Annotated in this window: 10 protein-coding genes and 1 pseudogene; 2 read left to right on the top strand and 9 right to left on the bottom strand. The window is 68.5% G+C overall.

Annotation, left to right across the window (positions count from 1 at the left end; all coding sequences use genetic code 11):
• Positions 1-201, bottom strand: a pseudogene (locus B551_RS03880) (PaaI family thioesterase); the annotation flags it as partial.
• Positions 202-387: 186 nt separating this feature from the next.
• On the opposite strand from B551_RS03880, the gene B551_RS03875 reads away from it, so the two are divergent.
• The gene (locus B551_RS03875) at positions 388-657 is read left to right on the top strand and encodes a DUF1289 domain-containing protein (protein WP_006578739.1); all 270 of its coding nucleotides are present in this window, start codon (positions 388-390) and stop codon (positions 655-657) included.
• A 23-nt stretch (positions 658-680) separates the two neighbouring features.
• Here the strand turns inward: B551_RS03875 and B551_RS03870 are convergent, their stop codons facing one another.
• The 8 genes from B551_RS03870 to B551_RS03835 form a co-directional block, all read right to left on the bottom strand.
• Positions 681-3,170, bottom strand: coding sequence for a penicillin acylase family protein (locus tag B551_RS03870; protein ID WP_006578738.1), 2,490 nt, complete (start codon positions 3,168-3,170; stop codon positions 681-683).
• Positions 3,171-3,320: 150 nt separating this feature from the next.
• The gene (locus tag B551_RS03865; protein ID WP_006578737.1) at positions 3,321-4,754 is read right to left on the bottom strand and encodes an aldehyde dehydrogenase family protein; all 1,434 of its coding nucleotides are present in this window, start codon (positions 4,752-4,754) and stop codon (positions 3,321-3,323) included.
• 307 nt (positions 4,755-5,061) lie between these two features.
• Entirely contained in the window at positions 5,062-6,684 is a 1,623-nt protein-coding gene (locus B551_RS03860; RefSeq protein ID WP_043437235.1) for an ABC-F family ATPase, read from the bottom strand.
• Between the two features lie 291 nt (positions 6,685-6,975).
• Positions 6,976-7,917 (bottom strand): muramoyltetrapeptide carboxypeptidase, encoded by a 942-nt coding sequence (ldcA, locus tag B551_RS03855; protein ID WP_006578735.1) that lies wholly within the window; start codon positions 7,915-7,917, stop codon positions 6,976-6,978.
• The gene (gene tadA / locus B551_RS03850) at positions 7,914-8,543 is read right to left on the bottom strand and encodes a tRNA adenosine(34) deaminase TadA (RefSeq protein WP_006578734.1); all 630 of its coding nucleotides are present in this window, start codon (positions 8,541-8,543) and stop codon (positions 7,914-7,916) included. Before tadA ends, ldcA begins: the two co-directional genes overlap by 4 nt.
• A gap of 77 nt (positions 8,544-8,620) precedes the next feature.
• Positions 8,621-9,097 carry a 6-carboxytetrahydropterin synthase QueD gene (queD, locus tag B551_RS03845; RefSeq protein ID WP_006578733.1) on the bottom strand — a complete coding sequence of 159 codons (477 nt, stop codon included), beginning with the start codon at positions 9,095-9,097 and terminating at the stop codon, positions 8,621-8,623.
• Between the two features lie 33 nt (positions 9,098-9,130).
• Positions 9,131-9,766, bottom strand: coding sequence for a 7-carboxy-7-deazaguanine synthase (gene queE, locus B551_RS03840; RefSeq protein ID WP_006578732.1), 636 nt, complete (start codon positions 9,764-9,766; stop codon positions 9,131-9,133).
• A 179-nt stretch (positions 9,767-9,945) separates the two neighbouring features.
• Positions 9,946-10,884: a LysR family transcriptional regulator gene (locus tag B551_RS03835; protein WP_023263505.1), complete on the bottom strand. Its 939-nt coding sequence runs from the start codon at positions 10,882-10,884 to the stop codon at positions 9,946-9,948.
• Between the two features lie 183 nt (positions 10,885-11,067).
• Here B551_RS03835 and B551_RS03830 point away from each other — a divergent pair, with 183 nt between their 5' ends.
• Positions 11,068-12,273 (top strand): MFS transporter, encoded by a 1,206-nt coding sequence (locus B551_RS03830; RefSeq protein WP_006578729.1) that lies wholly within the window; start codon positions 11,068-11,070, stop codon positions 12,271-12,273.
• Positions 12,274-12,515: the final 242 nt, after the last annotated feature.

Genomic DNA, 12,515 nt, shown 5'->3' with positions numbered 1-12,515 from the left:
CACCGTCCTGCCGACCGTGACATTGCCCGGGCTGAACGGCAGCACCAGTTCGACATGCTCGGGCGCCAGCACGTCGAGCGCGACGCCGAGCGTGCGGGCGACCGGCGAGCCGATCAGGATTTCCTCGACCATCGCGCGAACGCGGGGGGCGACCTCGGCGTAGGTCCCGGCAGCGGAGAGTGGGGGCAGCGAAGACATCATGCGGGCTCCTGAAAAGAAAATCGTTGGCCTGTCGTGGTGAGTCGATGATGGCAGCCGGCGCGGCGCACGTTCAATTACCCGACAGGTAATCCGCTGGACGACGCGCCCGACTGAATCGCAGCCCAGCGCGCCGGCACCGCCTCACCCCGCCGCTTATAATGGCCGCCTTTGCCTCGCCCAGCCGCCATGCCGCCTACCCGCCCCGACACCGCGTCAAACCCGCTCGCCCTGCCGGACACCGCCGACACCACCGGCACCACCGACGATAGCCTGTTCGACCGTCCCGACAGCCCCTGCATCGGCATCTGCTCGACGCTGTTCGACGAGGTCTGCCAGGGCTGCGGCCGCACCGCGATGGAGGTCTGCAACTGGGTCTTCATGAGCGACGCGGAAAAGCAGGCGGTGTGGGAGCGCATCACGCGCGAAGGCACCGCGCGCCGTTTCCAGCGCGACTGAGTGCCAGGCGCGTCGAAGCGCCCTCACCGGCTCGCACCGCTGGTCCGGCCGCCATCGCCCGCCGCGGGCGTCAGCACCAGCGTCTCGAACGCTTTTGCTCCAGCCGGATGCCCGGCACCCCGGATCGTCACGTACTCACCGCGTGCCCATTGCTCGGTCCAGTCGCGATAGTGCGGCGACAACACGTTGCCGGACTGCCCGGTCGGCGTGATGAAGCGCGAGGCGGACAGATCGGCCAGATCGTAGATCGCGCGCACGCTGGCGCCATGCACGTTCTCGAACGGCGCCTGCTCGTCGCCGATATTGTGGCGCCCGGCATTGACCGTATAGGTATCCCCGCCGGTCGGCACCTTGACATTGAAGAACCCCGCCAGAGACGGCACCCTGGCGAACGGGCGGTGCTCGGCGCGGGCGGCATGGGCCTGGCCCCAGCGCCAGCGCCGCGGGTCGTCGCCATAGCGCTGCTGCAGATCGGCGATCGCACGTTTCCACGCCGCACCCATCTGGTCGTTGCAGTCCTCGGGGGCAGGCGTCTTCGGATCGTCGCACCAGAAGCGGCCGAGACCGCGCGAGCTGCGCAGGATGTTCAGCATCGCCTGTTGCACATTGCGCTGCTCCCACATGCGCGCGAACACGCCGTCGCCGACCTTGCCCTCGAACATGCCGCGCGACAGCTCGCGCAGCCACGCGGTGGCGACCAGCGGCTCGGTGCGGTCCGCCGACATCGTGCCGTCCCAGCGCGCCAGCGCGGCAAACAGCTCGCGCTCTCGGGCCGGACGCGAGTCGTCGGCGGCAATCGAGGCGCCGAGCAGCAGCGGCAACGCGTCCTTGACCGCCAGCGACAACTCGTCCTTCTGGATCGCCGCGAACGTGTCGAGCGTGTGCGGCCGCCGCGCGGCCAGCAAGGCGCGGATGCGGTCGTGCCGATACGGCACCGTCCATTCGCTGGTCAGGAAGAACGGATAGTCGTCCGGCACGATCTTCTGGTTCGCGGTCACGACCACGCCGCCGGGCGGATTGAGGCTGCGCGGCAGCTTTTCGAACGGGATGAAGCCGCTCCAGTCGTAGCGCGCGTCCCAGCCCGGCGCCGGCGCCAGCCCCTTCAGATCGTTGGCGGCGTTGCGCAGCGGCACGCGGCCCGGCGCGAGGAAGCCGATATTGCCGTCGACATCGGCATAGACCGCGCTCTGCTGCGGCGTGTGGAAGTCGCGCAGCGCCTCGGTAAAGCTGGCCCAGTCGTGCGCGCGGTTCAGCTTCAGCCCGGCCTGCACGGTACGATCGTCCGGCCGCAGCGCCACCCATTGGAACGACACCACATACTGCGCGCCCAGCGGCGCGACGGCGGCGGCAAGCTGGTCGGCGACATCGGAGATCACCGGACCGTGGCGGGTCGAGCGGACCCGGATCGTCACGTCGGACTGGTCCTTGACCCGGATGGTCTCCTCGCGCACCGAGAAATCGGCCCAGCCGTTGGGCGTCTGGTACTGCTCGGGCCGGCCGGGACGCAGCCGTTCGATATACAGGTCCTGCAGATCCGGCGCGGTATTGGTGAAGCCCCAGGCGATGCGCGGCGTATGGCCGATCACGACCACGGGCATGCCCGGCAGCGTGGCGCCGGTCACGTCGAGTCCCGGCGCGCGCAGCGTCGCGAAATACCACAACGCCGGCGCCTGCAGGCCAAGATGCAGGTCGTTGGCCAGCAGCGGCTTGCCCGAGCGCGTATGGGCGCCGGATACCACCCAGTTGTTCGAGCCCATGCCCTCGACCAGCCCCGGCGGCGCCGCCGCCTCGACGCCGGCCATCGCCGTGGTCAACGGCGCCAGCTGCCGATACAGCGCCGGATAGTCGGTCGTGCGCAACGGCTGCTCGCCCGGATACGGCGCCAGCAGTTCGTTGATGCGCGACAGCGGCAGCGTCTGCGCCAGCCGCATGCGCAGCACCTCGCGGCTCCAGTTGGCGCTCAGGTCCCAGGCCATCATCGTCTGCCAGGCCAGCGTATCGGCCGGCTCCCAGCGCTCCGGCACCGTGCGCAGGATCGCGAATTCGGGCGGCAGCGGGCCCTTGTGGCTGGCGATGCCGGCATTGACGCCGTCGGCATAGGCCTGCAGCGCGGCGCGGGTCTCCGGGGTGCTGGCGGCGAAGGCGGCCTCGGCGTTGCGGCGTACGCCGATGGTGCGCAGGAAGCGATCGGTCGGGAGCGCGCTGGCCCCGAGGATCTCCGCCAGCCGGCCCGACGCGATGCGCTTGTTCATCTGCATCTGCCACAGCCGGTCCTGCGCATGGACGAAGCCGAGTCCGAAATAGGCGTCGAGCGGATCGCCCGCTTCGATGCGCGGAATCGCGTGGCGGTCGCGCACGATCGTGACGCGCCCATGCAAACCCGCCAGCGCGACGGTGCCCGCCACCGCCGGCTGCGACGCCTGCCGATACCAGGCATAGCCGCCGATCGCCGCGGCCAGTACCAGACCCGCCAGGATCACCGTCAGCCATGCCAGCCGCTTGAGCCAATGCATCGCCTGTCCCTCCCCCGTCCAACCGTTCGTTGCGGTGTCGTATTGTTGTCGACGTGCCGTTGATGAAGCGCAGTTGCCGACGTGCTGCCCTTGATTATCGTCGACGCAAAAATGCCCGGACAGGCCGGGCATTTCCAAAGCGGTCGGCGCTCAGGCCGCGGGCTTCTTCAGCTGCAGCGCCTTGTACTCGAGGAACTCCTCGAGGCCGTACTTGCCGGCCTCGCGTCCGTTGCCCGACTGCTTGTAGCCGCCGAAGGGCGCCATCATGTTGAACGGGCCGCCATTGATGTCGACCTGGCCGGTACGGATGCGGCGCGCGACGCGGATCGCCCGCGCCTCGTCGCCCGACCACACGCCACCGCCGAGACCATAGACGCTGTCGTTGGCGATGCGCACCGCGTCCTCCTCGGTGTCGTAGCAGATGATCGACAGCACCGGGCCGAAGATCTCCTCCTGCGCGACGGTCGCCTTCGGATCGACGTTGCCCAGCACCGTCGGCTGCACGAAGAAGCCCTTGTCCAGCCCGGCCGGCGGCTCGGTGCCGCCCGCCACCAGCTCGGCGCCCTCGTTGAGCCCGCGCTGGATGTAGCCGGTCACGCGGTCCTTCTGCGCGGCCGAGATCAGCGGACCCAGCCTGGTGGTTTCCTGCAGCGGATCGCCGACGGTAAAGCCCGCCACCACCTTCTTGACGATTTCCTTGACCTCGTCATAGCGGGCCCGCGGCACCAGCATCCGCGTATGCGCCGAGCAGGTCTGGCCGGAGTTCAGGAAACAGGCGTTGATCGTGCCCTTGACGGCGGCCGGCAGGTCGGCATCGTCCAGGATCACCGAGGCGGACTTGCCGCCCAGTTCCAGCGCGACCCGCTTGACGGTCTGCGCGGCCAGCTCGGACACGCGCTTGCCGGCGCGGGTCGAGCCGGTGAACGACACCATGTCGACCTCGCGATGGCTGGCCAGCACCTCGCCGACCACCGGGCCGTAGCCGGTCACCAGGTTGAACACGCCCGGCGGCAGGCCGGCGGCCTCGATGACCTCGGCCAGCACGAAGGCGTTCAGCGGCGCCACTTCAGACGGCTTGAGCACCACGGTGCAGCCGGCGGCCAGCGCCGGCGCGACCTTCAGCGTGATCTGGTTCAGCGGGTAGTTCCACGGCGTGATGGCGGCGACCACGCCGACCGGCTCGCGCACCACCAGCGAATTGCCGACCTCCTCCTCGAAGGTGAAGGACTCGACCAGCTTGGCGGCCTGGCTCCAGTTGAAGACCGGGCCGCCGACCTGGATCGCGCGGGCCAGCTTGATCGGCATGCCGACCTCGGCCGCGATCAGCTGCGCCAGCTCCTCGGTGCGCGCCTTCAGGCCTTCGGCGATCTTGCGGATATAGTCGGCGCGCTGCTGCGGCGGCGTCGCGGCCCAGCCGTCGAAGGCGGCACGGGCGGCCTGGATCGCGTCCTCCGCATCGCGCGCATGGCCCTCGGGAATCCGGCCCATCACCTCTTCGGTGGTCGAGTGGATGACGTCGATCTGCCCGGTGCCGTGCGGGGTCACCCATGCGCCGTTGATAAACAGTTTGTCTCGTTGCTGCATAGCCACAATTCCTCGGTGAGCCGTCAGGCGTATTGCCCTTCGGTGTTTCCAACCTGATTCAGGTGTTTCAGGGCCTTTGCCGTTGTTATCGATTTTTTCTGTGCCGACATTGTAAAACCGATTTTGTCGGCCGATATCGCTTCGCCGCATCGCGTTCGCCAGGCGCGCGCCAATATGCCACCGATCATCGCGCGCGCTCAGGACTCGGGCCAGGCCACCGCCCCGGCAAGCCGGCCATGAAAAAAGGCCGCAACGCATCAATCGCGTTGCGGCCTTCATCGGCTCGCTGGCAGAAACGGAAGCCCGATCAGCCGGCGATACCCTGCGACTCCAGGTATTCGTCGTAGGTGCCCAGATAATCGGTCACCGTACCGTCGGTGCGGATCTCGATGATCCGGGTGGCCAGCGCGCTGACGAATTCGCGGTCGTGCGAGACGAAGATCAGCGTGCCGGTGAACTTGTCCAGCGCGATCTGCAGCGACTCGATCGACTCCATGTCCATGTGGTTGGTCGGCTCGTCGAGCGCCAGCACGTTATGGCGGCCCAGCATCAGCTTGCCCCAGATCATGCGGCCCTTCTCGCCGCCGGACAGCACCTTGACCGACTTCTTGATGTCGTCGGCCGAGAACAGCAGCCGGCCCAGCGTGCCGCGCAGGGACTGGTCGTCGTCGCCGGCCTGCGTCCACTGGGTCATCCAGTCCATCAGGTTGCTCTCCTGCGGGAACTCCTCGTAGGTGTCCTGCGGCATGTAGCCGACGTTGGCGTTCTCGGCCCACTTGACGCTGCCGTGGTCGACCTCGATGCCGCGCTGCACGCCGGTCTGCACCGCGCCGTCCAGCAGGCAGCGCAGCAGCGTGGTCTTGCCCGCGCCGTTTTCGCCGATGATCGCGACACGCTCGCCGGCCTGGATCGACAGCGACAGGTTGTTCAGGATCTGGCGGTCGTAGGACTTGCTGATGTTCTCGGCGGTCACCGCCAGGTTGTGCAGCTTCTTCTCGAACTCGAAGCGGATGAACGGGTTCTGGCGCGACGACGGCTTGATGTCCTCGACCTTGATCTTGTCGATCTGCTTCAGGCGCGAGGTGGCCTGGCGGGCCTTGGACTTGTTGGCCGAGAAGCGGCGCACGAAGTCCTGCAGCTCGGTGATGCGCTCCTTGGCGCGCGCGTTGGCCGCCATCTGGCGCTCGCGGGCCTGCATCGACGCTTCCATGTAGTCGTCGTAGTTGCCCGGGTAGACCTTCAGCGTGCCGTAGTCCATGTCGGCCATGTGCGTACAGACCGAGTTCAGGAAGTGGCGATCGTGCGAAATGATGATCATGGTGGAGTTGCGCTCGTTGAGCACGTGTTCCAGCCAACGGATCGTGTTGATGTCCAGGTTGTTGGTCGGCTCGTCCAGCAGCAGCACGTCCGGATTCGAGAACAGCGCCTGCGCGAGCAGCACGCGCAGCTTCCAGCCCGGCGCGATATTGCTCATCGTGCCCTGATGCTGGTCGGTCGGGATGCCGACGCCCAGCAGCAGCTCGCCGGCGCGCGCCTCGGCCGTGTAGCCGTCGTATTCGGCGTACTTGGCCTCGAGCTCGGCGGCCTTCATGTAGTCTTCGTCGGTCGCTTCCGGGTTCGCGTAGATCGCGTCGCGCTCCTGCGCCGCGGCCCACATCTCGGTATGGCCCATCATCACCACGTCGAGCACGCGCATGTCTTCATAGGCGAACTGGTCCTGGCGCAGCTTGCCCAGGCGCACGCCCGGTTCCAGCATCACGTTGCCCGCGCTCGGCTCCAGGTCCCCGCCGAGGATCTTCATGAAGGTGGACTTGCCGCAGCCGTTCGCGCCGATCAGGCCGTAGCGGTTGCCCTCGCCGAACTTGACCGAGATATTCTCGAACAAGGGCTTGGGGCCGAACTGCATGGTGATGTTTGCGGTAGATAGCACGTCGAAGAACCTTTTGGAATGCGGTGTAGCGGTGATGGCGGCCGGTGAAGGCGGCAAATCGGCGAAGCTGCCGACGGCGTGCCGCATGGCGCGGCGGGCTGGGCCAACGGAGCGACCGTGGCGCGTGGCCGGACAGGCCTGGGCCCTTCACCTCGCGAAGAATCGGAGATTTTACCATTGCTCGCGCAATCGGGCGCGAGGACGGCGGCGAGTGGGGAGGCCGGGCTGCGATGGGAGCCTGCGACCCGGGCCGGGTGCCGGGTGCGATGCTGCGGGCGCTCGGCGGGACGCTCAGGCCGGACGGGCCAGCAACGGGTGCCCCGACATCGTCAGCGTGAAGCCATCCGCCGTGGCCCGCAGCGCGCCCTGCCCGCCGACCGGCAGCGTCAGCTTGCGCGGGCAGTGGCCGAACGGCAGCCCGGTGACGATCGGCACCGGCAGGCGCTCGCGCAGATAGGCCACCACGGCCGGCAGGTCGTAGCCATTGTCGTAGTCGCTGACGCGGTAACTGGAGAAATCGCCCAGCAGGATCGCGCGCTGCGCGGCGAGCACGCCGGCCTGCTCCAGCTGCAGCAGCATGCGCTCGACGCGGTACGGCGGCTCGTTGACGTCCTCGAGGAACAGGATGCCGCCATCGACCTGCGGCAGGTACGGCGTGCCCAGCAGGCTGCACAGCATCGCCAGATTGCCGCCCCACAGCGTGCCCGCGACCTCGCCGGAGAACGGCTGGCCGCCGTCCTGCGGCGCGTCGATGTCGACGGTATAGGACGACGCGCGCAGCAGACCCTCGAAATGCCGCCACATGAAGGCATCGACCGGCTCGGCGCCGAAGTCGGCCAGCAGCATCGGACCGGCCAGGCTGATGCCGCCCGCCTTGGCCAGATACGCCAGCTGGAATGCCGTGAAATCGCTGTGGCCGACGATCGGCGTGGCCGCGCGGCGCGCCTGCGCGGCGATGCGGTCGAAATCGATGCGCGGCAGCAGACGCGCCAGGCCGTAGCCGCCCCGCACCGCCAGCGTCAGCGCGCCGGAAGCCCCGGTACCGATGCCATGCAGGTCGGCCAGCCGCTCGTCGTCGGTGCCGCCGAAACGCTGATGGCGGCGGTCCAGCACCTCCGGGTTGGCGACGCGGTAGCCGTGCGCCTGCAGCCAGTCGCACCCGCGGGCGGCGAGGGCCATGTCGTGGGGATAGCCGGAGGGTGCGATCAGGCGGACTTCGATGGGCGCGTTCATGCGTCGGGCGTTCCCTGCGGATCGGATGACGATTCGGTGGCGGAGCCGGTGCCAGGCTCGGTGACGGCCTGCCCGCCGGCGCGGTCGGCCTTTTGCGCGCGCCGCCGCGCCCGGAAGAAATCGCGCAGCAGCTGGCCGCACTCGTCGGCCAGCACACCGCCGCGGATCGTGGTCTGGTGATTGAGCCGCGCCTCGGCGAACAGGTCGAGCACGCTGCCGGCGGCGCCGGTCTTCGGATCGGTGGCGCCGAACACCACGTGACGCAGCCGCGCGTGCAGCATTGCCCCGCTGCACATCGCGCACGGTTCGAGCGTCACGTACAGCTCGCACTCCGGCATCCGGTAATTGCCGACCACCTGCGCGGCCGCGCGCAGCGCCTGCATTTCAGCATGGGCAGACGGATCGCGCGAACGGATCGGCAGGTTGTGGCCGCGAGCGATGATCGCGTCGTTCCAGACCACCACCGCGCCCACCGGCACCTCGCCGGCCGCCTCGGCCAGGCGCGCCTCCTCCAGCGCGGCGCGCATGAAGCGCTGGTCGCGCGCATCGGCCAGCGGGCCCTCGAACGGCGGCGTGGCGATGGCTCCGGTAGCGGCGATAGGCGATGGCGGCGGCGTGTCTGTCATCGGCGGGTCATCGGCGGGTCATCGGCGAGTCATCGTCGAGTCGGTTGTCGGCACCTAGGCGGTCGGATCAAGCCGGATCAATCCTGCGCCGGCGCGACGGCGGGCGCGGTGACCTCGGCCCAGCAGTTCGGCGTTTCGAACAGCACCAGGCGGGTCAGCTGCAGATGGTGGCCGAAGCAGTCCTTGAACACCGGCGCCAGCATGTCGAAGGCGATCTGCGCCAGGTTCTCGACGGTCGGAATCGCGTCGAGCACCACCGTCTTGTGCCCCTCCATGCCGCGCAGGAATTCGAGCAGCGCGGTGTCGCCGCGATGGATCAGGAAGGCGTGGTCCCACTTGTCGACCAGATGCTGGTTGGCCAGCGCCTTGATGTCGCTGAAATCCAGGATCATGCCTTCGTCGGCCGCGCCCTCGCGATGCAGCACCTCCCCCGACAGCGTCAGGTCGAGCCGATATCGGTGGCCATGGATATTGCGGCATTGGCCGCCATGGTTGGGGATGCGGTGGCCGGCGTCGAATTCGAGGCGGCGCGTGATCGAGACTTGCTTGTTCATGAAGGCCGGTGCCGGGACCCGTGCGGCAGACGCCTAGCGGATGCCCAGCAGCTTGTGGGTTTGCAGCGAAAGGCGCCAGCGCGGATGGCGCTGGCAGAAATCGACGGCGAGGGCCGTATTCTCGCGCGCCAGCAGGCCGTCCATCGGCTGTACGAGGAAATAGCGGAAATCCAGCGCCTCGTATGCCGCGAAGTCCTGGCCGGGCTGCGGAATCACGACCTTGAGCTCGTCGCCGCGCGTGACCACCAGCTCGGCGCCCATCTTCGGGCTGACGCAGACCCAGTCGATGCCGTCCGGCACCGCGATCGTGCCGTTGGTCTCGATCGCGATCTCGAAACCCTGCGCGTGCAGCGCGTCGATCAGCGGCGCATCGAGCTGCAACAGCGGCTCGCCGCCGGTGCAGACCACCAGCGGGTGGCCGCCCGCGCCTTGCGGCCACTGCGAGGCCACCTGCGCGGCCAGTTCCTCGGCGCTGCGGTATTTGCCGCCCAGCGTGCCATCGGTGCCGACGAAATCGGTATCGCAGAAGCGGCAGATCGCCTGCTCGCGGTCCTGCTCGCGGCCGGTCCACAGATTGCAGCCGGCGAAGCGGCAGAACACGGCGGCGCGGCCCGCGTTGGCGCCCTCGCCCTGCAGCGTGTAGAAGATTTCCTTGACGGCGTAAGTCATGCTCGGGGTCGTTCGACCTGTCTGTTCGACCGATGGGTTCGAACTGGATGGTGGCGTCGGATGGTGCCCTGGCTATGCCAGCCCTTCTGCTGCCATGCAGGGGCGGATGCCGGTGCGGCTGGCCCTGGCGGAGGCGTTTCCGGTCGCGCAGGGAAACGCGACAGTATACCAAAGACATCTCAATGCCGCAGGCGCCTGGCTGGTGGGCGATCCGAGGTCTGGCGCGGGGCTTCGTCCCGCATCCGCGCCGCCAGAAAGTCCAGAAAGCAGGCAATCCGCGCCGACAGCTGGGTGTTCAGATAGTAGACCGCATGGATGGGCTGGCGCACGTCGAGGGTCTCGCGCGGAAACAGCTGCACCAGGTCGCCGCGGGCCCGATCCTGCGCCGTCATGAAATCGGCCAGGCAAACCACGCCCTGGCCGGCCAGCGCCAGCTGCCGCAGCGTCTCGCCGCTGGAGGCGGACACCGCCGGCGTGATCTCGACATCGTTGCCGGCCTCGTCGCGCAGCGGCCAGCGGTTCAGGCTGTCGGGCTGCGTGAAGCCGAGCAGGCTGTGGCCGGCCAGCTCGCCCACCGAGCGCGGCCGCCCGTGCGCCTTCAGGTAGGCGGGGCTGGCCAGCACCCGCAAGCGGCTGTGGCACAGCGGCCGCGCGTGCAGCGTCGAATCGCGCAGCGCGCCGATGCGGATCGCGACATCGGTGCGGTGCTCCAGCAGATCGATGATCTGGTCGCTGCTGTGCAGCTCCAGCTCGATCTCGGGATAGGCGCGGCGGAAGTCGTCGACCAGCGGCACCACCACATGGAGCATGAACGGCGAGGCGGCGTTGATGCGCAGCTTGCCAGCCGGCTTCTGCCGCCGCAGCGCGATCTGGTCCTCGGCCTGGTCCACCGCGCCGAGGATCGCGCGGGCATGCGCCAGCAACGCGGCACCCTCCTCGGTCAGCTCCAGCCGGCGCGTGGTCCGGCGCAGCAGCGCGGTGGCCAGCTTGTCCTCGAGCCGGGCCAGCGCCCGGCTGACGCCCGAGACGGTCTGGCCGAGCTGGTCGGCCGCGGCGGTGATCGAACCGCTGTCGACCACGGTGACGAAGGCCAGCAATTCTTCCAGGGTCATTTTCATGTCGGGTTTCCTGCGGGATCGAATCGCACCCGCTCCCAGCCGGGCCGATCCGGGTTTGCCGCGATTATTGACTGCCGATCAAATATTTTCTGCATATTAACGGATTAATCGGCAAGCCGGCGAGGGTCACAATGCGGGCCATTCCACTCCCCCATACCCGATCCCTGATACCTGGAGGCCATCATGCCCCTTGCCCTGTTGGCGCTGACGATCAGCGCATTCGCCATCGGCACGACGGAGTTCGTCATCGTCGGCCTGATTCCCACCGTCGCGGCCGACCTGCACGTGTCGCTGCCTTCCGCCGGCCTGCTGGTCAGCCTGTACGCGCTCGGCGTCGCCGTCGGCGCCCCACTGCTGACCGCGCTGACCGGCCGCCTGCCGCGCAAGACCTTGTTGTTGTCGCTGATGGCGCTGTTCACGCTCGGCAATCTGCTGGCATGGCAGGCGCCGGGCTACGGCTCGCTGGTGCTCGCCCGCGTGCTGACCGGCCTCGCCCACGGCGTGTTCTTTTCGATCGGCTCGACCATCGCGACCGGACTGGTGCCGCGCGAGAAGGCCGCCAGCGCGATTGCGATCATGTTTACCGGCCTGACCGTCGCGCTGGTAACCGGCGTGCCGCTGGGCACCTTCATCGGCCAGCATTTCGGCTGGCGCGAGACCTTCCTCGCCGTCTCCGCGCTCGGTGTGGTCGCCTTCGTCGGCAGCCTGCTGTTCGTGCCGTCCGGCATCCGCCATACGCCGCCCGCGTCGCTGATGCAGCAGGCCCGCGTGCTGGCCGAACCGCGGCTGTTGCTCGTCTATGCGAAGACCGCGATCGGCTACGGCGGCTCGTTCATCCCCTTCACGTTCCTCGCACCGATCCTGCAGGACGTGTCCGGCTTTGACGCGGGCGCGGTCAGCCTGGTGATGCTGGTGTACGGCCTGTCCGTCGCCGCGGGCAATATCTGGGGCGGCCGCCTGGCCGACCGCCACGGTCCGATTCCGGCGCTGAAGACGATGTTCGCGCTGCTGGCCGCGGTCCTGCTGGTGCTGAACTTCACCGCGCCGCACCGCTGGCTGGTGGTGGCGACGGTGCTGGCCTGGGGCGCGGTTGCGTTCGGCAACGTGCCGGGCCTGCAGGTCTATGTCGTCAAGCAGGCCGAGCGTTTCACGCCGCAGGCGGTCGACGTCGCCTCCGGCCTCAATATCGCCGCGTTCAATCTCGGCATCGCCGGCGCGGCGTGGGCCGGCGGCCTGATCGTGACGCACCTGGGCCTGATGCATACGCCGTGGATCGGCGCGCTGGTGGTGCTGGTCGCGCTGGGCCTGACGGTCTGGAGCGGCCGCCTCGATCGCGCCGATGGCGTGGTCCATCGCGGCGGCGGCACCGCCGGTGCGATGTCGCACTGACCGGCCGCGCGAACTGGCGGGGCGGCGCCAATCGAAACGCCGCCGCACACGCCAAATCTGCACCGCTTCCCGGCCAATGCTGCAAGCCTCTTCTGCCCTTCCCCGCGGATGTGACGCATGCCATCACGGCATGCAACTTGCGTCGCGCTAGCCCGTCTGCGCGCAAGACAGAACGAACGCCGGGCGACGCCCGGCGATATCACACATCCTGGAGAGACAGCATGAAAGCAACGACCTTGGCA

Origin of the sequence: Cupriavidus sp. HPC(L), from assembly GCF_000307735.3 — a bacterium.
Lineage (GTDB): Bacteria > Pseudomonadota > Gammaproteobacteria > Burkholderiales > Burkholderiaceae > Cupriavidus.
The sequence above is the reverse complement of the archived record's forward strand: the minus strand, read 5'-3'. Positions and strand labels throughout refer to the sequence as shown.